General features: G+C 68.0%; 23 protein-coding genes. 9 read left to right on the plus strand and 14 right to left on the minus strand.

Annotation, left to right across the window (positions count from 1 at the left end; genetic code table 11):
• Nucleotides 1-117: 117 nt before the first annotated feature.
• The 7 genes from AC1DJN_RS03840 to AC1DJN_RS03870 all read left to right on the plus strand — a co-directional run bounded on the left by AC1DJN_RS03840 (nt 118) and on the right by AC1DJN_RS03870 (nt 4947).
• Complete coding sequence (locus AC1DJN_RS03840; RefSeq protein WP_025877902.1) at nt 118-738, plus strand: LemA family protein; 621 nt, start codon at nt 118-120, stop codon at nt 736-738.
• Between the two features lie 3 nt (nt 739-741).
• Entirely contained in the window at nt 742-1626 is an 885-nt protein-coding gene (locus tag AC1DJN_RS03845; RefSeq protein WP_033830385.1) for a TPM domain-containing protein, read from the plus strand.
• Nucleotides 1626-2120, plus strand: coding sequence for a TPM domain-containing protein (locus tag AC1DJN_RS03850; protein WP_333622759.1), 495 nt, complete (start codon nt 1626-1628; stop codon nt 2118-2120). The genes AC1DJN_RS03845 and AC1DJN_RS03850 overlap by 1 nt, the downstream gene beginning before the upstream one ends.
• 84 nt (nt 2121-2204) lie before the next feature.
• Nucleotides 2205-3092, plus strand: coding sequence for a prolipoprotein diacylglyceryl transferase (gene lgt / locus AC1DJN_RS03855; RefSeq protein WP_478038897.1), 888 nt, complete (start codon nt 2205-2207; stop codon nt 3090-3092).
• Nucleotides 3089-3883, plus strand: coding sequence for a thymidylate synthase (locus AC1DJN_RS03860; RefSeq protein ID WP_033830389.1), 795 nt, complete (start codon nt 3089-3091; stop codon nt 3881-3883). The genes lgt and AC1DJN_RS03860 overlap by 4 nt, the downstream gene beginning before the upstream one ends.
• Entirely contained in the window at nt 3880-4443 is a 564-nt protein-coding gene (locus tag AC1DJN_RS03865; protein ID WP_032974939.1) for a hypothetical protein, read from the plus strand. The genes AC1DJN_RS03860 and AC1DJN_RS03865 overlap by 4 nt, the downstream gene beginning before the upstream one ends.
• Nucleotides 4444-4455: 12 nt before the next feature.
• The gene (locus AC1DJN_RS03870; protein ID WP_442252177.1) at nt 4456-4947 is read left to right on the plus strand and encodes a dihydrofolate reductase; all 492 of its coding nucleotides are present in this window, start codon (nt 4456-4458) and stop codon (nt 4945-4947) included.
• Between the two features lie 48 nt (nt 4948-4995).
• On the opposite strand, the gene AC1DJN_RS03875 is transcribed toward AC1DJN_RS03870, so the two are convergent.
• From AC1DJN_RS03875 to AC1DJN_RS03920, 10 genes are all read right to left on the minus strand, one after another.
• On the minus strand, nt 4996-5640 hold the full coding sequence (locus AC1DJN_RS03875; protein WP_478038898.1) for a DUF1287 domain-containing protein: 645 nt from the start codon (nt 5638-5640) through the stop codon (nt 4996-4998).
• On the minus strand, nt 5637-6647 hold the full coding sequence (locus tag AC1DJN_RS03880; RefSeq protein ID WP_033830390.1) for a symmetrical bis(5'-nucleosyl)-tetraphosphatase: 1011 nt from the start codon (nt 6645-6647) through the stop codon (nt 5637-5639). The genes AC1DJN_RS03875 and AC1DJN_RS03880 overlap by 4 nt, the downstream gene beginning before the upstream one ends.
• Before the next feature lie 15 nt (nt 6648-6662).
• On the minus strand, nt 6663-7046 hold the full coding sequence (apaG, locus tag AC1DJN_RS03885) for a Co2+/Mg2+ efflux protein ApaG (RefSeq protein WP_025877914.1): 384 nt from the start codon (nt 7044-7046) through the stop codon (nt 6663-6665).
• A gap of 13 nt (nt 7047-7059) precedes the next feature.
• The gene (gene rsmA / locus AC1DJN_RS03890; RefSeq protein ID WP_025877916.1) at nt 7060-7863 is read right to left on the minus strand and encodes a 16S rRNA (adenine(1518)-N(6)/adenine(1519)-N(6))-dimethyltransferase RsmA; all 804 of its coding nucleotides are present in this window, start codon (nt 7861-7863) and stop codon (nt 7060-7062) included.
• Nucleotides 7860-8840: a 4-hydroxythreonine-4-phosphate dehydrogenase PdxA gene (gene pdxA, locus AC1DJN_RS03895; RefSeq protein ID WP_282280400.1), complete on the minus strand. Its 981-nt coding sequence runs from the start codon at nt 8838-8840 to the stop codon at nt 7860-7862. Before pdxA ends, rsmA begins: the two co-directional genes overlap by 4 nt.
• Nucleotides 8841-8843: 3 nt before the next feature.
• Nucleotides 8844-10187 carry a peptidylprolyl isomerase gene (locus AC1DJN_RS03900; protein ID WP_032974943.1) on the minus strand — a complete coding sequence of 448 codons (1344 nt, stop codon included), beginning with the start codon at nt 10185-10187 and terminating at the stop codon, nt 8844-8846.
• Nucleotides 10184-12664, minus strand: a complete 2481-nt coding sequence (gene lptD, locus AC1DJN_RS03905; RefSeq protein WP_235189888.1) for an LPS-assembly protein LptD — start codon at nt 12662-12664, stop codon at nt 10184-10186. The genes AC1DJN_RS03900 and lptD overlap by 4 nt, the downstream gene beginning before the upstream one ends.
• A gap of 89 nt (nt 12665-12753) precedes the next feature.
• Nucleotides 12754-13692 (minus strand): histone deacetylase family protein, encoded by a 939-nt coding sequence (locus AC1DJN_RS03910; protein WP_313445967.1) that lies wholly within the window; start codon nt 13690-13692, stop codon nt 12754-12756.
• 6 nt (nt 13693-13698) lie between these two features.
• Nucleotides 13699-14253, minus strand: a complete 555-nt coding sequence (locus AC1DJN_RS03915; protein ID WP_025877925.1) for a cob(I)yrinic acid a,c-diamide adenosyltransferase — start codon at nt 14251-14253, stop codon at nt 13699-13701.
• Nucleotides 14254-14261: 8 nt separating this feature from the next.
• Nucleotides 14262-14846 carry a hypothetical protein gene (locus AC1DJN_RS03920; protein ID WP_025877927.1) on the minus strand — a complete coding sequence of 195 codons (585 nt, stop codon included), beginning with the start codon at nt 14844-14846 and terminating at the stop codon, nt 14262-14264.
• A gap of 107 nt (nt 14847-14953) precedes the next feature.
• On the opposite strand from AC1DJN_RS03920, the gene ubiH reads away from it, so the two are divergent.
• Together ubiH and AC1DJN_RS03930 are read left to right on the plus strand one after the other, a co-directional pair.
• The gene (gene ubiH / locus AC1DJN_RS03925) at nt 14954-16159 is read left to right on the plus strand and encodes a 2-octaprenyl-6-methoxyphenyl hydroxylase (protein ID WP_154879417.1); all 1206 of its coding nucleotides are present in this window, start codon (nt 14954-14956) and stop codon (nt 16157-16159) included.
• Nucleotides 16156-17337 carry a UbiH/UbiF family hydroxylase gene (locus AC1DJN_RS03930; protein WP_442252180.1) on the plus strand — a complete coding sequence of 394 codons (1182 nt, stop codon included), beginning with the start codon at nt 16156-16158 and terminating at the stop codon, nt 17335-17337. Before ubiH ends, AC1DJN_RS03930 begins: the two co-directional genes overlap by 4 nt.
• Nucleotides 17338-17611: 274 nt before the next feature.
• Here the strand turns inward: AC1DJN_RS03930 and AC1DJN_RS03935 are convergent, their stop codons facing one another.
• The 4 genes from AC1DJN_RS03935 to AC1DJN_RS03950 form a co-directional block, all read right to left on the minus strand.
• Nucleotides 17612-18010, minus strand: coding sequence for an EF-hand domain-containing protein (locus AC1DJN_RS03935; protein WP_313445973.1), 399 nt, complete (start codon nt 18008-18010; stop codon nt 17612-17614).
• Entirely contained in the window at nt 18010-19077 is a 1068-nt protein-coding gene (gene rlmM, locus AC1DJN_RS03940) for a 23S rRNA (cytidine(2498)-2'-O)-methyltransferase RlmM (protein WP_025877934.1), read from the minus strand. Before rlmM ends, AC1DJN_RS03935 begins: the two co-directional genes overlap by 1 nt.
• The gene (locus AC1DJN_RS03945) at nt 19061-19621 is read right to left on the minus strand and encodes a nucleoside deaminase (RefSeq protein ID WP_032974948.1); all 561 of its coding nucleotides are present in this window, start codon (nt 19619-19621) and stop codon (nt 19061-19063) included. The genes rlmM and AC1DJN_RS03945 overlap by 17 nt, the downstream gene beginning before the upstream one ends.
• Nucleotides 19622-19717: 96 nt before the next feature.
• The gene (locus tag AC1DJN_RS03950) at nt 19718-20449 is read right to left on the minus strand and encodes a DUF6348 family protein (RefSeq protein ID WP_478038899.1); all 732 of its coding nucleotides are present in this window, start codon (nt 20447-20449) and stop codon (nt 19718-19720) included.
• Nucleotides 20450-20493 lie beyond the last annotated feature (44 nt).

Consider the following 20493-nt stretch of genomic DNA (forward strand, 5'->3'; position numbering starts at 1 on the left):
ATATCCAGCAGACATAACCACCGCGGAGGGGGCGGCGCCCGATGGCCGGCACTCTCCACACGTCCGTTAACACCGACCATGGCATGCTCGGCGCTCAGTCCACCCGGAGCCTTGGCCATGCGCCTGTTGACCCGCCTCATCCCATTGTTGCTGCTGGCCTCCCTGCTGTCCGGCTGCGGCTACAACGCCATCCAGCAGAAGGACGAAGCGGTCAAGGCCAGCTGGTCCGAAGTGCTCAACCAGTACAAGCGCCGCGCCGACCTGGTGCCCAACCTGGTGCAGACCGTGAAAGGTTTCGCCAGCCAGGAAGAACGGGTGCTGACCGAAGTCACCAACGCCCGTTCGCGCGTTGGCCAGATCAACGTCAACGCCGACGATGAAGCCTCGCTCAAGCAGTTCCAGCAGGCCCAGGGCGAACTGGGCAGCGCGCTGTCGCGCCTGCTGGTGGTTACCGAGAACTACCCGGTGCTGAAGTCCGACCAGAACTTCCGCGACCTGCAGGCGCAGCTGGAAGGCACCGAGAACCGCATCACCGTTGCCCGTGGCCGCTACATCCAGCAGGTCCAGGACTACAACACCTACATCCGCTCGTTCCCGCAGCTGATCACCGCCAAGATCTTCGGCTACCAGCCCAAGCCGAACTTCACCGTGGAAAACGAAGCGCAGATCTCCAACGCGCCGGCGGTTGATTTCGGCAACGCGCCGCAGCAGCAGCCGGCCCCGGCTCCGGGCCACTGACCGATGCGCCTGGCCGCCACACTGCTGGCCCTGCTGCTGTGGCTGCCGGTGACCGTGCAGGCGCAGACGCTGGCGCCGATTCCGGCGCTGGATTCGCCGGTGGTCGACACCACCGGCACGCTGGATGCCGCGCAGAAGCAGGCGCTGGTGCAGCAGGCGCTGGACCTGCAGCAGCGCAAGGGCAGCCAGATGCAGGTGCTGGTGGTGCCGACCACGCAGCCGGAAGACATCGCCCAGTACACCACCCGGGTGTTCGACCAGTGGCAGATCGGTCGCAAGGGCGTGGATGACGGCGTGCTGCTGGTGGTGGCCAAGGACGACCGGCGGGTGCGCATCGAACCGGGCTATGGCCTGGAAGGCGCGATTCCCGACGCGATCGCCAACCGGGTGATCCAGGAATACCTGGTGCCACGCTTCCGCGCCAATGACTATGCCGGCGGCATCACCGAGGCCACGGCGGTGCTGGTGAGGATCATCGACGGCGAAGCCCTGCCTGCGCCGGTCAGCAGCCAGCAGGGACGCGCCCCGGACGGGGGCGGTGATACCTGGATCCTGGCGTTGTTCATCGGCGTGTTCGCCGGCAGCATCCTGCGCGGCGTGTTCTCGCGGGTACCGCGTCCGCTGCGCGGCCTGCTGGGTGGCGCTGGAGCGGCGGTAGCCGCCTTCCTGTTCACTTCCACCTTGCTGGCCAGTGGCCTGGCCGGCGTGGTGGGCCTGGTGGTGGCGATGTTGTCCGGCCATCCGGGGCGTTTCGCCGGCGGTGGCGGTTGGGGCGGCGGTAGCTGGGGCGGCGGCGGCTTCGGCGGCGGGGGTGGGTTTGGCGGCGGCGGCGGCTGGGGCGGCGGTGGTGGCCGTTCCGGCGGCGGCGGCGCGTCGGGAGGCTGGTGATGATCCAACGTCTGTGCAGGCATCTGTTTTCGCCATCGGTACGGCGGGCGTTCCCGCCGGCCACGCTGCAGGCGATCACCGAGGCGATCGCCGCGGGCGAGCAGCGCCATGGCGGCCAGGTGATGTTTGCCGTGGAGGCCGATCTGCCACTGCATGCGCTGTGGCACAAGGTCACCCCGCGGCAGGCGGCCGAGCATGCCTTCGCGCGCCTGCGCACCTGGGATACCGCGCACAACAACGGCGTGCTGATCTACCTGCTGCTGGCCGACCACGCCATCGAGATCGTGGCCGACCGTGGCCTGCACGGGCGGGTCGCGCCCGAGCAGTGGCAGCGGGTCTGCACGCATCTGCGCGAAGGCCTGCGCGGCGCGCAGCCGGTGGCGGCGCTGCGCGATGCCATCGACGAGGTTTCCTCCCTGGTGGAAGGGCACTTTCCGGCCTCGGCGCGGTCCGATCAGGACGGCTTGCCGGACACGCCGCAGATCCTGGGCTGAAGCCCGGCAATCGGGCGATGGCGGCCACCACGAGGCCGCTCCCGGGCGGCGCTAGAATATCGGCATCCCTGCAAGGCGCCCTTCATGATCTATTTCCACGACATCGACCCCATCGCCCTCTCGTTGGGACCGATCAAGGTGCACTGGTACGGCATCATGTACCTGCTCGGCTTCACCGCCGCCTGGCTGCTGGGGCGCAAGCGGATCGCGGACGGGCGCCTGCCGGGCGTCGATGCCAACGGCTTCTCCGACCTGCTGTTCTACGCCATGCTCGGCGTAGTGCTGGGCGGGCGCATCGGCTACATGCTGTTCTACGCGCTGGGCGATTTCCTGCACAACCCGTTGCTGCTGTTCAAGGTGTGGGATGGCGGCATGAGCTTCCACGGTGGCCTGCTCGGCGTGATCGCGGCCTGCTGGTGGTGGTCGCGCAAGCATGCGCTGCACTTCTTCGACACCATGGATTTCATGGCGCCGCTGGTGCCGCTGGGCCTGGGCTTTGGCCGCATCGGCAACTTCATCGGCGCCGAGCTGTGGGGCAAGTACACCGACGGCAGCTGGGGCGTGGTGTTCCCTTCCGGCCTGCCGGCACCGTTGAACCAGCTCGACCACGCCACCCTGCAGTCGCAGTTCGCCAGCGGTGCGCTCAACCAGTTCGCGCGCCATCCGTCGCAGCTGTATGAAGCGCTGCTGGAAGGGCTGGTGATGTTCGCGGTGTTGTGGACGGTGTCGGCCAMGCCGCGCCAYCGCTAYSTCATYGSCGGCCTGTTCGCGCTGCTGTATGGCATCTTCCGCTTCGCCGTCGAGTTCGTGCGCATGCCCGACAACGGCGTCTACGTGGCCTTCGGCTGGCTGACCAAGGGCCAGATCCTGTGCGTGCCGCTGATCGCCTTCGGCCTGGTGCTGCTGGTGATGTCGCGCCGCGCGCCGGTGCTGCAGCCGCAGCCGCTGGTGACGGCGGAGGGCAGGGCATGAAGGCCTACCTGGACCTGCTCTCGCACGTGCTCGAACACGGCGCGGAGAAGAGCGACCGCACCGGTACCGGCACCCGCAGCGTGTTCGGCTGGCAGATGCGCTTCAACCTCAACGACGGCTTCCCGCTGGTCACCACCAAGAAGCTGCACCTGCGCTCGATCATCCACGAGCTGCTGTGGTTCCTGAAGGGCGATACCAACATCGGTTACCTCAAGGACAACCAGGTGCGCATCTGGGACGAGTGGGCCGACGAGAACGGCGACCTCGGCCCGGTGTACGGCAAGCAGTGGCGCAGCTGGGCCACGGCCGACGGCGGCCAGATCGACCAGATGCAGTGGCTGGTGGACGAGATCAAGCGTAATCCGGATTCGCGGCGGCTGGTGGTCAGTGCCTGGAACGTGGGCGAGCTCTCGCAGATGGCGTTGATGCCGTGCCACAACCTGTTCCAGTTCTACGTGGTCGACGGCAAGCTCAGCTGCCAGCTGTACCAGCGCAGTGGCGACATCTTCCTCGGCGTACCGTTCAACATCGCCAGCTACGCACTGCTGACCCACATGGTGGCCCAGGCCACCGGCCTGGGCGTCGGCGATTTCGTGCACACGCTGGGCGACGCGCACCTGTATTCGAACCACTTCGAGCAGGCCCGCGAGCAGCTGTCGCGTGAACCGCGCGCGCTGCCGACGCTGTGGTTGAACCCGGAGGTGACCGATCTGTTCGGCTTCCAGTTCGATGACATCCGCATTGATGGCTACGATCCGCATCCGGCGATCAAGGCGCCGGTGGCGGTATGAGCGCGCGCCCACGCGTTGCGGCGCTGCTGGCGTTGGCTGGCCTGGCGCCGCTGAGCCTGGTGCAGGCGGCGCCTGCAGACACCCTCGCATTGGCCCGGCAGGTCAACGAGCAGATCGTGCACAAGCACATGCGCGGGGAATTGCAGCGCTTCGTCCGGACGCTCGATGGCAGCGCGCCACTGCCCAGCGACATGCCGGCCGGCTGCCAGGCACAGATGCGCGAAGCGGTGACCGGCATGTACGCGGCGATGGCCGAACACCTGAAGGCTGGCATCGAAGAACCCGCCTATCAGCATGAGCTTGAGCAGCGCCTGGCGGTGGTCTATTCCAGCAAGGATCTGCAGGGATTCCTGGCGCGCAGCGGCAGCACCGACGTTGCCACGCTGTCCAGGGACATCCTGTCGGGACCGGGCCTGAAGGAGATCGAGGACGCGCAGATGGACAGGATCCTCGAAGGCCTGGACGAGAATTCCACGTCGAACCCGGCGCTGGCTGCGGCGCTGCGCGCGGCCAGTGCCGCCAACGAGGCCTGTACACGCCTGCAGATCGACGCCGGCTGAGGAGGCCGCACCATGAAACTTTCGATGATCGTTGCACTGGATCGCAATCGTGGCATCGGCCAGGGCAACGCCATGCCCTGGCACCTGCCGGACGACTTCAGGCACTTCAAGGCGTTGACCCTGGGCAAGCCGATCCTGATGGGGCGCAGGACCGCCGAATCGATTGGCCGCGTGCTGCCCGGCCGAACGAACCTGGTGCTGACCCGCAGCGGCCAGGTGCCGTTCGAGGGCATGCGCGCGGTGGCCTCGCTGGACGAGGCGAAAGCGATTGCAGAGGGCGAGGGCGCCAGCGAGCTGTGCATCATTGGTGGCGGCGAGATCTTCCGCCAGCTGCTGGACCAGGCCAGTGATCTGTACCTGACCTGGGTGGATGCCGAAGTACCGGCCGATACCCATTTCCCGGAGGTGGATGAGCGCTTCTGGCAGGAGGTGGCCAGTGAGCCGCACGCGGCCGATGAGCGTCACGCCTACGCGTTCCGCTTCGTGCATTACGTCCGCCGCTGAGCGCGGCGTCCTGTAGAGCCCGGCCGTGCTCGGCTCTACAGGATCGTTCTACGGCATCCGGTAGTGGCCGATGATGGTGTGCTGGAACAGCAGGTTCTCTTCCCGCGTACCGCGCGCGATGTTGTGCAGTACCAGCGGCGTGCCGTAGGCCAAGCGCCGGTCGGAAACGATGCCTACGTGCAGCAGGCCGTTGCCGTTGAGCTTCCAGGCCACGATGTCGCCGGCAGCGAAGTCGCTGGGAAGGGCACTGATCGGTTGCTGCCAGCCGTGGCGGTCGAACCAGCGCATCAGGTTGGGCACGCGCCGGTGGTCGATGTTCCGATCCGGTCGCGACAGGCCCCAGAGGGCCGGATAGGCGCTGAAATCAGCGCGCATGTCTTCGTTCACGCGGACCTGCAGGTCCAGCCCCTGCGTACGCAGGGCGCGGACCACCACGTCGGTGCATACGCCGCGATCAGCGGGCACGTCGCCACCGGGGTAGGCCAGTACCTGATAGGCAGGGTCGTAGCGGGTGGTGACGCCGATCTGTGCGCGTGCGGCAGCGACCAGCGGCGGCGAAGGTGYAGGAGCTGATGCAGGGGCGGCGGTAGCGTCGGCGCCGGCAGTCGCTGGCGACGATGAGGGCTGGCAGCCGCTGGCCAGGGCCAGCGTCAGCAGCAGCACCGTCCATGGTGCGCGGTTGCCGGGCGTCATGCCGAAGGAGGCGTTCCGTTGTTGTTGCCACCACCGCCACCACCACCACGGCGGCGGCGCCGGCGCGGACCACGGTTGCCCGGGGCGCCAGCCGTTGCAGCGTTGCCGTTGCCCTGGCTGTTGTCCTTGCCTGCCGTGCGCTCGTGTGCCGGTCGCGCGGGCGGCCGCGCGTTGGCGACCGGTGCCGGTACGTCGCGTCCCGGTACCTGCACCACGCGCAGCTCATCGGTGTCGAGCTGGATCGCGGTGAGCTTGCCACCCCACACGGCACCGGTGTCGATCGCGTGGATGCCCTGGGTGATGGTCAGGCCGAGCGCGGACCAGTGGCCGCAGACCACCTTCAGGTCGCGTTCGACCCGGCCCGGCACTTCGAACCAGGGATACAGCCCCTGTTCCTGGGTGCCCGGCGTGCCCTTGTCCTCGATGCCGATGCGGCCGCGCGAGGTGCAGTAGCGCATGCGCGTGAGCACGTTGATGATCGCCCGCGAGCGCTCGTAGCCGGTCAGGTTCGGCGCCCAGCTGGGCTTGTCGCCGTACATGTTGCGGAACAGCTTGCGGTAGCCGGCGCCGTGCAGCTGCACTTCCACTTCGGCCGCATGCTTCTCGGCCATCTGCGTGGTCCACTTCGGCGCCAGGCCGGCATGCACCATCATCCAGCCAAGCTCGCGGTCCACGTGCACCAGCTTCTGCAGGCGCAGCCAGTCCAGCAGCACATCGCGGTCTTCGGCCTGGACGATGCGCAGCAGGTCCGGGTTGACCTTGCGCTGCTCTTCCTCGGTGCGCGCACCGACGGCCAGCAGGGAAAGGTCGTGGTTGCCGAGCACCACCACGCTGTGTTCGCGCAGCGAATGCACCAGCCGCAGGGTTTCCAGTGACTGTCCACCGCGGTTGACCAGGTCGCCGCAGAACCACAGGGTGTCCTGCGCCGGATCGAACCGGATCTTCTCCAGCAGGCGCTGGGTTACGTCATAGCAGCCTTGCAGGTCGCCGATCGCCCATACACTCATCGTTCGGCCTCCGTGTCAGTGCAGGGTGCGCGGGATGGCCAGCACGAAGGGTGCGACCGGCGCGGCGAATTCGGTGCCGTCGTCGGCCACCATGTCGTAATGGCCCTGCATCGTGCCGTGCTCGGTGCCGAGCATGACACCCGAGGTGTAATGGAAGTCTTCACCCGGACGCAGTCGCGGCTGTTCGCCGATCACGCCATCGCCATCGACATGCTCGACGCGGCCATTGGCATCGGTGATGCGCCAGTGGCGTGCGACCAGGCGCGCGGCAACGCGGCCCTGGTTGTGGATGCGGATCGTATAGGCGAACGCATAACGACCGTCTTCCGGCGCGGATTGGTCGTCGAGGAAGCGCGGGGCGACTTCGACGGAGATGGCATAAACGTCAGCGTCTTCCATACCGGCAGTGTAATCAGGTGGCATTGGCCAAAGCGATGAATTCAGCCACGTCCAGCTGTTCGGCGCGGGCATCGGGGCGCACGCCGGCGGCCACGAACTGCTCGGCGCTGACCACGTTGTTCAGGGCATTGCGCAGGGTCTTGCGGCGTTGGCCGAAGGCGGCCTTGACCACCTCGGCGAAGCGCTTGTGGTCCTTGATGTCGATGCTGGCCGGGTCGCGCGGTACCAGGCGCACCACGGCCGAATCGACCTTCGGCGGCGGCCTGAACGCACCCGGCGGCACCACGAACAGCGAGGTCACCTCGCAGTAGGCCTGCAGCATCACGCTGAGGCGGCCGAACACCTTGCTGCCGGGACCGGCAGCCATGCGRTCGACCACTTCCTTCTGCAGCATGAAGTGCATGTCCGAGACCACCGCAGCATGTTCCAGTGCATGGAACAGGATGGGCGAGGAGATGTTGTAGGGCAGGTTGCCGACCAGGCGGATCGGCTGTCCGTCGGCCAGCTCGGTGAAATCGACCCGCAGCACGTCGCGGTTGACGATGGTCAGTTCACCCAGGGGCTCGGCGGCGGCGGTCAACGGCGCGATCAGGTCGCGGTCGAACTCGATCACCGTCATCTTCGGGTGCACGCGCAGCAGCGGCAGGGTGATCGCACCCTGGCCCGGGCCGATCTCGACCAGGCGGTCGCCGTCCTTGGGATTGACCGCCATCACGATCTTGTCGATGTAGTAGCGGTCGGCAAGGAAGTGCTGGCCGAGCTGCTTCTTGGCCGGGGCGGAAAACACCGGGCCGGAGGGGGAATGCGGGGAAGTCATGTGCTCAGTGTACGTTGCCGCGCCAGCCGCGCACACAGCGTTGTGGCGGCCTGCAGGCTGGAAGGATCGGCAATGCCGCGGCCGGCAAGATCCAGCGCGGTGCCGTGGTCCACCGCCACGCGCGGATAGGGCAGGCCCAGGGTCAGGTTCACCGCCTGCTCGAAGCCGGAGTACTTCAGCACCGGCAGGCCCTGGTCGTGGTACATGGCCAGCACGGTGTCGAAGCCGGCCAGCTTGGCGGGCAGGAACGCGGTATCGGCCGGCAGCGGACCGATCAGGTCCATGCCCTCGCTGCGCAGGCGCTGCAGCAGCGGGATGACCAGATCCAGTTCCTCGCGACCGAGGTGACCGTCTTCGCCGGCGTGCGGGTTCAGGCCAAGCACGGCGATGCGCGGTGCGGGCAGGCCGAACTCGCGGCGCAGCGCGGCATGCACGGTGCGCAGGGTGTGTTCCAGGCCGGGCGCGGTGATCGCATCGGCAACCTCACGCAGCGGCAGGTGGGTCGTAGCCAGGGCAACGCGGACGATGTCGTTGGCCAGCATCATCACCACCTTCACACCGGCCTGGTCGGCCAGCAGTTCGGTGGTGCCGCTGTAGGCGATGCCGCCCTGGTTGATCACCGCCTTGTGCACCGGGCCGGTCACCACGCCGTGCAGTTCACCGGACAGGCAGGCCTGGCCCGCACCGAGCAGGGCACCGATCACCGCACCTGCATTGGCAGGGTCGGTATGGCCGAAACGGCTGGGGGCGCTGTTGGCGACGGCGCGCAGGCGCAGATCGCCGGGGACGCGTGCGTGTGCGTCCTCGGGCAGCAGTTGCAGGGGCAGATCCAGCGCGGCTGCGGCCGCGCGCAGGGTGTCCGGATCGGCGAATGCCAGCAGCCGGCAATCATCGCGCGGCTGCTGGACCAGTCGGACACACAGTTCCGGGCCGATCCCGGCGGGCTCGCCCGGTACCAGAGCGAGCTCGGGGAGCATGGCTCAGGACTGCGGAGGCGTGGCGGTATTTTCCGCCCGGTCACCGCTGCGGAAGCTGACGTAGGCTTCGCCACGCAGCTCCTGCAGGAAGCGGTTGTACTCGTCTTCCAGCTTGCGGCGACCGATGGTCTCGCGGACCTGGGCGCGCTGGTTGTCACTGCCGACGTCGGTCTGGCGGGTGCCCACGCGCTGCACGATGTGCCAGCCCGCATCGGTGCGGAACGGCTGGCTTACGCCGCCGTCCTGGATGCCTGCCACCTGCTGGCCGAAGGCCGGGCCGAACGCGTCGGCCGGGAACCAGCCCAGATCGCCGCCCTGGCCCTTGCTGTTGGTGTCCTCGGACGATTCCTTGGCCACCTGCTGGAAGTCGGCACCGCCGGCAATACGCGCACGCAGGGTGTCGATCTTGGCCTTGGCGGCGGCGTCGGACTGGGCATCGTCCACGCGCACCAGGATATGGCGGCCGTGGTACTCGGTGACCGTGTGGGTGCCTGCCGCCGCGCTGGCGTCACGCACTTCCACCAGCTTCAGCAGCTGGAAGCCGCTCGGGCCACGGATCGGGCCGACCACTTCGCCGGGCTTCATCTGCTGCATCGTCTGTGCGAACGCGGCCGGGATTTCATCCAGGGTGCGCCAGCCGAGGTCGCCGCCTTCCAGTGCATTGGGGCTGTCGGAATAGCGCACGGCCGCCGCATTGAAGTCCAGTTCGCCCTTGTCCAGCAGGGCCTTCACGCCATCAGCCTTCTTCTGGCCGGTGGCGATCTGCTCGGCGCTGGCACCGTCGGGCAGGGCGACCAGGATGTGTGCGAGGTGGAACTGGTTGCCGGCATCGGCCTGCTGCTTCAGGGCAGCATCGACCTCGCCTTCGCTGACGCTGATGCGGCTCTGCGCGAAGCTCTGGCGCAGGCGCTGCACGGTGATCTCGTCACGCACCGAGGCGCGGAAATCGTTGAAATCGATACCGTCACTGGCCAGGCGCTGGCGCAGGGCATCCAGGGTCGAGCCGTTCTGCTGGGCGATGGCATTCATCGCCTGGGTCAGTTCCTGGTCGCTGACACGGATGCCGCTGCCCTGGGCACGGGCCACCTGCAGCTTGACCAGCACCAAGCGCTCGAGCACCTGGCGGCTGAGCACGTCATCGGGCGGCAGCTGGGCCTCGCGGCCGGCGTACTGCGCCTTGATGTTGGCGATCGCACGCTGGAGCTCGCTCTGCAGGATCACGTCCTCATCGACGACAGCAGCGATGCGATCCAACGGCTGGGCCTCCTGCGCAAGAACCTGCAGGGGGGCGGACACGCTGGACACCGCCAGAAGCGATGCGAGGAGAACGGGGAAGCTCTTGGTCATGGGATCTGATTCGGATCGTAGTCATCGCGGGTCGCTCCGGTGTTGCTGGGCGGCACGAGATAGAGGTCGTCGCGGTTGTAGCCGAGGATAGCACGGCGCAAAGTGCGGTCCGTGTCCTGGCCGAGGGAGCTCAAGCCCTTGAGCACGAACTCGAGCTGGATGGAGTTGTTCATTTCGCCTTCGCGGTTGCGCACGTAGCGGCGGGCCACGGCGCGAACGGCCAGGCAGCAGCTGTCCCACTGTACGCCACCGATGATCTCCAGCGGTTCCTTGTCCTGGATCGAGTAGTAGTAGCGGCCGACCAGGCTCCAGCGCTCGTTCAGCGGGTACAGGAACGACAGGTCGGCCTGTTCCAGCAGGGTGCGGTCATGCTTGTTGGCGGTGGCCGGGGCGCCGGAATTGATGCGGTAGCGGTAGGTCAGGTTGACCACGCCGTCGTTGGACATCAGGTAGCGGGCACGCACGCTGGCCAGATCCTCGCGCTTGTACTTGGGGTCCCACTGATAGGTGGCGCCCAGGGTCCAGCGGTCGTTGATCATGTAGTTGCCGTCGGCGATCCAGGCCGACTTGCCCTTTTCAACCGGCGCGCCACCGGGGACCACGCTCACCCGCGACTCGTCGAAGTACTGGATCTGGCCGATGGAGGCCGAGAAACGCTCCTTGCCGGTGGTCTGGTCGATGAAGCGGGTACCCAGCGCCAGAGTCAGCTGGTTGGCGTCGTTCTGGCGATCGGCGCCGGTATAGCGCGAATCGCGGAACAGCTGGCCCCAGCTGAAGGTGAAGTCGCGGGTATCGAAGATCGGCAGCTCGTCCTGGTTGCGGTAGGGCGTGCGCAGGTAGAACAGGCGCGGTTCCAGGGTTTGCAGGAACGACTTGCCACCGATCTTCGTCTCACGGTCGAAGAACAGGCCGGCATCGAGGCTGGCGATCGGCAGGCTGCGGCTGGGCGAGGTATTTCCGCGAAGCTGTTCCGGAGTGGCCGTGTTCGGGTCGATGCCCTGCGAGACCAGGATGCTCCTGCGGGTGGCATCGGCCAGCCCGCGGTCCAGCTCGTAACCGGTGTAGCGGTAGGCCAGGGTCGGGGTGATGTACCAGGACGCGCCGCTGATCGGGAACGACACATAGGGCTTCACATCCAGGCGTGAGCCACCATACATGCGCTGGGTCTGGCCGTTGCGCGTGTACTGCAGGTCGGGACCGGCCTCGGCGCCGTACTTGAAGTTGATGTCGTCGTGGGTGAAGCGCACGGCCTCGGCGTAGACGCCGGTCTCCAGCCACGGCAGCAGCGGCTTGTCCCAGTTGAGGTACAGGCGCGGCTGGCGGTTGTACGGCAGTGCGCGCTCGTCAAGCGTGTAGTCGGTCAGCTGCCAGCGGTCGGCCATGATGCCGGCCGTCCAGTTCTTGCCGGTGCCGTACAGGCCGACCGTGCTCTGCAGGTTCGACGCGGTGACGCCCACCAGGCGATTGGCGAAGTCTTCCACGTAGCGCTCGTCGCTGACCCAGGCCAGGTTGGCGCGGGCCTGCCAGTGGCTGTCCACGTTGTGGTAGCCACCGAATATCACCTGGCCGCGATCGCGGTCGCGCAGCTTGTCGTTGGGCATGAACGCAGTGATCAGTTCACCGCGGCCGCCGTTGTAGAGGTAGCGGAACTCGTTGTCGAGCATCAGGCCGCGCCGGCTCATGTAGCGCGGGGTCAACGTGTCGTCGTAGTTCGGCGCCAGGTTGAAGTAGATCGGCTGTGCGTAGTCGAAACCGTTGCGGCCGGACATGCCCAGCTGCGGGAACAGCAGGCCGGTCTTGCGCCGGTCATCGATCGGGAACTTGAAGTAGGGCGCCCACAGCACCGGCACCTTGCCGATCCGCAGCACCGCGTTGCGGGCGGTGCCGAAGCCTTCGTCGTTGTCGACTTCGATCTCCGGGGCGGTCAGCTTCCATACCGGCTGCGACGGGTCGCAGGTGGTGTAGGTGGAGCGGTGCATCTGCCCGACCGCGCCCTGCAGGTCGACCGATTCGGCTTCACCGTTGCCGCGGCGGGACACCAGCTGGTACTGGATGTCGGTGATCTTGTGGGTGTCGCTTTCCTGGTTGCCCTCGGCGCGCTTGGCGACCATCCGGATCGAGGCATCCTGGTAACGGACGTTGCCGTCGGCGACATAGTTGCCGCTTTCGGTATCGAAGCTGAGCTTGTCGGTGCCCACGAACTGGTCGCCCCGGCGCAGCGCCACGTTGCCCTGGTACTGCGGCACGGTGGTGGTGCCCAGCAGCTGGTCGCCCTCGATGTCGGTGGGCTGCTGTTCGCGCGCAGCGCTGGCGGCAGCCTTGTCCTGGCCGGGCACCGGGGTCGGTGCGTCGGTGAACGCAGGGATCACGTCGGTGGCCGGGCAAAGGCCCCAGTTGAGCGGCTTGTCATCAGCCCATGCCGGAAGGCAGACGGCGATGCTCAGGGGCAGGGGAAGCAGGCGGAGGGCTCGGCGCACGCGGTTCGGATTCGGGCGAAAACGGACGGTAGCTTGCCCCATCCCTTGCATAGGGGCAATGAAGGCCTCCCCGGGTTGCCGGTTCGGGTTCATCCAGGCCCGTTGCCGGAGGGCGTGTCGATCAGTGCCTGCAGGTGGGCCACGCTGCACTCGGCCAAGGCCTGCAGGTCGTATCCTCCCTCCAGCATCGACACCACCCGGCCGGCGGCATGGCGGCGTGCCAGCGCGTGCAGTTCGCGGGTGATCCAGGCGAAATCGTCGGTCTCCAGCATCAGGTCGGCCTGCGGGTCGCGCAGGTGGGCGTCGAAGCCTGCCGAGATCAGCAGCAGCTGGGGGCGGAAGTCGTCGATCGCCGGCAGCATCTCGTCGGCCCAGACGTTGCGGAAGCGGAAGCCGCCACTGCCGGGCGGCAGCAGGATGTTCATCAGGTTGCCGGCACCGCGGTCACGGCGCAGGCCGGACTCGGGGAACAGCCCGGCCTGGTGGGTGCTGTAGTAGGACACCCGTGCGTCGTGCTGGAAGATGTCCTGGGTGCCGTTGCCGTGGTGGACGTCGAAGTCGACCACTGCGATCCGCTCCAGACCGTGGCGGTCGCGGGCGTAGGCGGCGGCGATGGCGATGTTGTTGAGCAGGCAGAAGCCCATCGCGGTGCTGCTGGTGGCATGGTGGCCGGGCGGGCGCACCGCGCAGAAGGCCAGCGGATCCTCGCCCAGCATCACCGCATCGACGGCCGCGACACCTGCGCCGGCGGCGTGCACCGCGGCGCTGGCCGAGCCCGGCGAGGTCCAGGTGTCCATGTCCAGCTGGCGCAGCGGTGCGCTCTGCGGTTGCAGTACCAGATCCAGCAGCGCGCTGTCGTGGACCCGGGTCAGTTCACCGAACTTGGCCGGCGGCGGTTCGCGCCAATCCAGTTGGCCGGGGAAGGCCTCGTGCAGCGCGTCGAGCACCACCTGCAGGCGTTGCGGGCATTCAGGATGGCCAGGGCCCGGATCGTGCAGCAGGCAGGCGGGATGGGTGAAGACCAGCACGGCGGCTCAGCGCTGGCGATGCTGTGGTTGCCACAGCGCTTCGCCGTGGCCATCGGCCCGTGCCAGCACCCGGGCCAGCACGAACAGCAGGTCTGACAGCCGGTTGAGGTACTGCAGCGCCTCGCTGCGTACCGGTTCCACGCGGGCCAGGGCGACCGTGTCGCGCTCGGCGCGGCGGACCACGGTGCGCGCCAGGTGGCAGCGCGCGGCGGCCTCGCCACCGGCCGGCAGGATGAACTCCTTCAGCATCGGCAGGTCGGCGTTGTAGTGGTCCAGCTGCTGTTCCAGCGCCGACACATCAGCGGCGTGGATGGCGGCATGGCCGGGAATGCACAGTTCGGCGCCCAGATCGAACAGCTGGTGCTGCAGGTGCACCACCAGCGCGCGGACGTCCTCCGGCAGCGGCACGGCCAACAACAGGCCGAGCGTGGCGTTGGCTTCATCGACGGTGCCATAGGACGCAACACGCAGGTCATCCTTGCCGACCCGGCTGCCGTCACCCAGGCCGGTGCTGCCGTCGTCGCCGGTGCGGGTGTAGATGCGCGAGAGGCGATGACCCATGGCGTGGCTCAGTGGTGGATGTCGCGGCGGGCCTGCAGGAGCTTGAGCACCTGCTCCACGGCCAGCTGCAGTGCGGCGGCCAAGGCCACGTAGATCGCAGTGGTGCGCAGGTAGGGGCCGAACCACTGGGCGTAGTTCTGTGCCCATCCGGCCACGGTCGGCTCGGCCACGTTCTGGCTGGTCCAGTAGAAACCGCCCTGCGCCAGCAGATGGCACAGCGCCACCGACGCCACCAGCAGCAAGGCACCCTTGCCCAGCACCGACCACTGCGCGCTGCGGTAGTTGCGGCCCAGCAACATGCCACCGGCCCACATCGCGAAGTAGGCCGGCAACAGCAGCCAGTAGCCCGGCGATACGCAGTAGTGCTGCCAGAAGTCGAGGCCGCTGCTGCGGATCACGATCCAGTCGACCAGCACCGCGAACACCATCAGCAGCGGGAACGCCCAGCGGGTCCAGCGGGCGAGATAGAAGCCGCCGATGAAGAACACCGCCCAAGAGGCGTCAGGGATTGCCGCGAAGTGATTGACGCGGGTCGCAGCCAGCAACAGCACGAGCACTGACAGGACGAAGGCGCGGGGGGCGGAGTCGGACATGGCGGTGGGCCGGAGCGGATTCAGGTTTCATTCTAGCCCGGCGCGGCGCTTGGCGCAGGCGGGGCGGCGTGGGGCATGCCGGCGCGGCGAGCGCGTATCATGCGCCCATGAGTGAACGACATGACGTGCTGATCGTCGGTGGCGGTCTGGTGGGTGCCAGCCTGGCCATCGCCCTGGACCGCCTGGGCCGCGACGTGGGCCTGCTCGAAGCCAGCCCGGCCGGGGAACTGCCGGCGGTGTTCGACCAGCGCAACCTCAGTTTTGCCGCCGCCACGATCAACGCGCTGACCGCGCTGGGGGTCATGCAGAAGCTGTCGATGGCCCCCGGCCCGATCCGCCGCATCCATGTCAGCCGCGCCGGCGATTTCGGCCGTGTGCAGCTCGATGCCGCAGAGTACGACCGGCCATGGTTCGGCCAGGTGGTGGTGGCGCGTGATTTCGGCCAGGCGCTGGAAAGCCGGCTGCAGGAGTTGTCACGGCTGCGCCGCTACCGGCCGATGCGTTTCCTTGGCCTGGGCGAGGTGATTGACGGCTACCGCCAGGTGCGGGTGGCCGATGACAGTGGCGAGCGGGTGCTGCTGGCGCGGCTGGTGGTCGGTGCCGACGGCACCAGCAGCGGCGTGCGCGATGCGTTGGGCATCGACGTTGATCGCCACGACTTCCAGCAGACGCTGTTCGTGGCCCGCGTGCGCAGCCAGCGCGCGCCCGATGGCACCGCCTGGGAGCGTTTCACCGATACCGGCCCGACGGCGTTGCTGCCGCGTGGCGACCGCCATTTCGGCACCGTGCACGGGGTTGCCCGTGACCAGGCAGAGGCGGTGATGGCGCTGGACGACACCGCCTGGCTGCAGCGCCTGCAGCAGGCCATCGGCTGGCGGGCGGGCCGCCTGCTCGACTCCGGCCCGCGCAGTGCCTATCCGCTGATCCAGGTACTGGCGCGCGCGCTGGTGGGGGAGCGCACGGTGCTGCTGGGCAATGCCGCGCAGACCATCCACCCGCTGGGTGCGCAGGGTTTCAACCTCGGCCTGCGCGACGCATTGACGTTGGCCGAGCTGCTGGAAGTGGAGGGCGATGCCGGCAGCGATGCACTGTTGCGATCCTACGTGGACCGCCGCGAAGAAGATCGACGGCAGACGGTGGCGTTCTCCGGCGGTCTTGCCCGGCTGACCAGCAATCCGGCGCCGCTGCTGCGCCCCCTGCGCAGCCTGGGCCTGGTGGCCGCACAGCGCGCCTCGGTGCAGTCGATGCTGGTTGGTGGTGCGATGGGCTTCCGTGGCGATGTGCCGCGCCTGTGCCGTGGAGAAGCCGCATGAACCGGCGCGCACGCCTGGACGTGGCCATTGTGGGCGGCGGTGTGGTCGGCGCCGCCTGTGCGCTGGCGCTGGCCGATGCCGGCCTTGCCGTAACGCTGGTGGAAGGGCGTGAACCGGCACCATGGCAGGCCGCACAGCCGGATCTGCGGGTGTTCGCCTTCGCCGCCGACAACGTGCAGTTGCTTGAGCGTCTCGGCGTGTGGCCGACGATCGCCCAGGCACGCGCCTGGCCATACCGGCGCATGCAGGTGTGGGACGCGGGCGGTGGCGACGACCTGCTGTTCGACGCCGATCGCTTCGGCCGTCGCGAGCTGGGTTTCATCGTCGAGAACGGCTTGCTGCAGGATCGCTTGTGGGCGGCGCTGCCGGCAGCTGGCGTGGAGCTGCATTGCCCGGCGCGCGTGGAAGCGCTTGAACAGGACGAGCACGCTGTGCGCCTGCGCCTGGATGATGGTCGTCGCGTCGAAGCCGCGCTGGCGGTGGCTGCCGACGGTGCTGAATCGACCCTGCGCGGACTGGCCGGGATCGACGTTGAACGCCACGACTATCAGCAGCGCGGTGTAGTCGCCTATGTGGACAGCGAGCTGCCCAACCAGGCCACGGCCTGGCAGCGCTTCCTGCCGACCGGTCCGCTGGCGCTGTTGCCGGTGGCCGAGCGCCGCAGTTCCATCGTCTGGACATTGCCCGACGACGAGGCCGCACGCGTACTGGCCCTGGACGAAGACGCATTCAATCGTGAACTGACCCGCGCTTTCGCCGCGCGCCTGGGTGAACTGCGGCTGGCCTCGCCGCGCGCAGCCTTCCCGCTGCGCCGGCAGCTGGCCCGCCACTACGTGGCCGGTCGCGTGCTGGCGCTGGGCGATGCCGCCCACGTGGTGCATCCGCTGGCCGGGCAGGGCGTCAATCTTGGCCTGCGCGATGTCGCCGCCCTGCAGCACTGGCTGGCGCCGTCGGCCGAACGGCGTGGACAACCCCGGTTGTCGCCGCAGCGCGTGCAGCGCTGGGCGCGTGAGCGTCGCAGCGACAACCAGATCGCCGCCTACAGCTTCGACGCGATCAACCGGCTGTTCTCCAACGACGAGATGCACCTGACCCTGGCGCGTGGCCGCGCGCTGGGCTGCGTAGGCAAGTGGCCGCCGCTGGTACAGGCCTTCTGGAAGCGCGCCGCAGGGGTGTGACGGCGAGGCCCTGGTACATGCCAACCTTGGTTGGCGCGCCGATCGGGCATCCTCGCCCCAGCTGGAGTGAGGGCCTTCCGGCCTTGTGCCAACCAAGGTTGGCACCTACCAAAAGCGGGCCATGCCGGTCTGCAGCGAATCGCTTCTGTAGACGTCAACCTTGGTTGGCGCGCGAGCCCCGGATCATCCGCCGGTAGCGCCGGGCCATGCCCGGCGAGCGCGCAGCGCGGTTCACCGATCCCGCCGGGCGTGGCCCGGCGCTACCGGAATCGGGTCAATCGATCAGCCAACCGGCAAGGTCAGCGCGGTCCAGCTTGCCGCGACGCTTGCTGTCCAATGCGTTGAACTCATCGGAAAGCGCCGGATTGGCCAGTGCTTCGTCACGGCTGATGAAACCATCAGCGTTCACGTCCAACTCGGCGAAATGGATGCGGTACTGGCCGAGCACGCTGGCCGGCGCCAGCGAACGCACCGTTACCGGGGTTTCGCCCAGCGGCACCACGATGTCGACGCTGCCGGTCACGCGGCCGGCCGACAGCGACTGCTGCCGGACCACGCCACTGTCATCACGCAGCGGAGCACTTTGTGCCGGCTGCGGGCGCGCCGGTTGTGCCAGTGCCGGCGACGCCAGCACCGCGGTACACAGCAGCAGGGATATGCGCAGGATGTTCATCAGCGCAGCGGCGACGCCAGCACCGTGATTTCCTCACGGTCGTGGTACAGCTGCTTGGCACGTACCACCAGCGGCTTGCCGGCCTGCTCCTGGAACAGGTCCAGGCACAGGCGGGTTTCGTCCCAGCGCTTCTTCATCGGCAGCTTCAGGTTGAAGATCGCGTGCCTGCACCAGCCCTCGCGGAACCAGGTGGCCATGCGTTCGGCGACGCGACGCGGCTGCTCGACCATATCGCAGACCATCCAGTCCAGCGGCTGCTCCGGGTGCCAATGGAAACCATCGGCGCGCAGGTGTTCGACCAGGCCGGTGTCCAGTACGTGCTGGCGCAGCGGGCCGTTGTCGATGCTCAGCACATGCACGTGCTGGCGCGTCAGTACCCAGGTCCAGCCGCCGGGTGCCGCGCCCAGGTCGGCCGCGCGCATGCCCGGACGCACCAGCGCTTCGCGTTCTTCCGGGGCGAGCAGGGTCAGCAGCGCCTCATCCAGCTTCAATGCCGAACGCGAAGGCGCGTCAGGCAGCAGCTTCAGGCGCGGAATGCCCAACGCCCAGGGTGCACTGTCGTCCGGGTTGGCCACGCAGATGAAGGCATGCGTGCCATCGACGAACACCACGTGCAGGCGCGGCAGGCGTGCGTTGGGTTTGTCGCTGAGTTTGCCGGCCTTGCGCAGCGCCGGGCGCAGGGCATTGCCGAAGGCACGCGCGAGCCCGGACAGCGGTTTGCCGGCGTCCGAATCGGGATGCTCCACCCACAGATCACCGAAGCGCGGCGCATCGGCCAGCACGTCCAGCATCGGCGTGATGCGGTCGGCCGGGTCCAGCTGCGGCAGCTCGGCCAGCACCACCAGCTTCTGGCGGGCGAAGATCAGCTCGCGCCACGGCAGTCGCGGTGCAAGCGCTGCGGCTTCATCGCACATGAAGAGCACGTAGCCGTCGTTGCGCTGGGTACGGGCGTAACCGGCAAAACCGGCGGCGCCTGCGCGGAACTGCAGTTCGCCGGCCAGTTCGGGCTCGAAGCCCTGCCGGCACAGGCACAGCAGGCCGATGCCGGCCTCAGTAACGGGCGCCATCGCTTTCCCCATAGGTACGCAGCACGCTGCGCGCCGCATCGCGGTTCAGGCCCTGCACCACGTCGATGCCGCGCTTGTTGAGCTCGCCCACCCAGTCGGCCGGCAGCGGGCCTTCATCGAACGGGGTCAGTTCTTCCACGTCGGCCGAACTGGCGCCGATCAGCAGGCGGTCGATGCCGGCCCACACGGTGGCGCCGTAGCACTGGCAGCACGGCTGCGAGCTGGTGGCCAGGGTGATCGGCGACAGCACCGCGTTCAGGCGCGGGGTCTGCAGGCGCTGCTGGGCCAGCATGTAGGCCATGTTCTCGGCGTGCGCCAGCGAGGTCGAATGCGGCATCACCCGGTTCACGCCGGCAGCGATCACCTTGTCATCCGGCCCAAACACCACGGCGCCGAACGGGCCGCCACTGGCGTGGTCGACGTTCAGCCGCGACAGCTCGATCGCCAGCGCGACCTTGGCCTCGTCGCCCGGATATCGACGATCCAGGTCGATCTGGTCGTGGATCCAGGCGGGAAGGGTCAGGTGGACTTGCGCGTACAGCATCGCGGGGGTGCCTCGTTGGGAGTGAAAGGAACAGGTGCAACAGATGTCGGCGCGCAGTGTAGCGGCAGTGGCATGTACCGGGCGTGCGCGCTGGATTCAGGCCGCTGAGGGTGAGCCGGTGCGGATCACCACGTACTGCTTGCGGAATTCCAGCCCCGCCTGCGGCCAGCGCGCAGCATAGGCGCGCAGCAGCGGCAGGGCAGGGGCGAAGTCATGGCCGTTGACCCGGCAGTCGGCTTCGCACTGGCCCTGCTCGTCGCGCGAAGCGAACAGGCGGATGGCCAGGAAGTGATGAGCCTTCAGCAGATCGTCGAAGGCGTCGATGCTCCTGGTGAACAGGCAGCAGGGGCAGGAGCCGTGGYCGTCTTCGCTGCACGCAGCAGCGTCGTCCAGTTCGCGGGCGCGGTAATGGGCCAGTGGTCCCAGCACCACGGTGCGCTCGTGTTCCCGGCCGTCTTCGTTGGTCGGGTAGGTCAGCCCCATCATCGGCAGATCCGGTGCGTCTTCAGCGCCGATGGCGGCCTGCAGGGTCGGCAGATCCACCCGCACCCAGGTCTCGAAGCCGGACAGCAGGGATTCCTGTTCGGTCGCGCCATTGGCGTGCTGGTATTCGAACAGGCCATCGGCGAACAAGCCCGCGTGACGGGTCTCGATGACGGTGGAGGTCTGCCAGCCGCCGTTGTCGCGTTCGTTGCTGCCGACACCGTGCGGGGTCAGGTGCAGGCCACTGTCGAGCAGCAGTCCGTCGCCCTCGACGGTGCAGGCGATGTCACGGCCCAGCAGGACCTGTTGCAGCAGCGGCAGAAGTGCACTCGGGGCAGCGGACATGGCAGGGCCTGATGGGTAGGAAAGAACGGACGATGATGGCGGTA

The organism is Stenotrophomonas sp. 05L414_2, assembly GCF_056397905.1.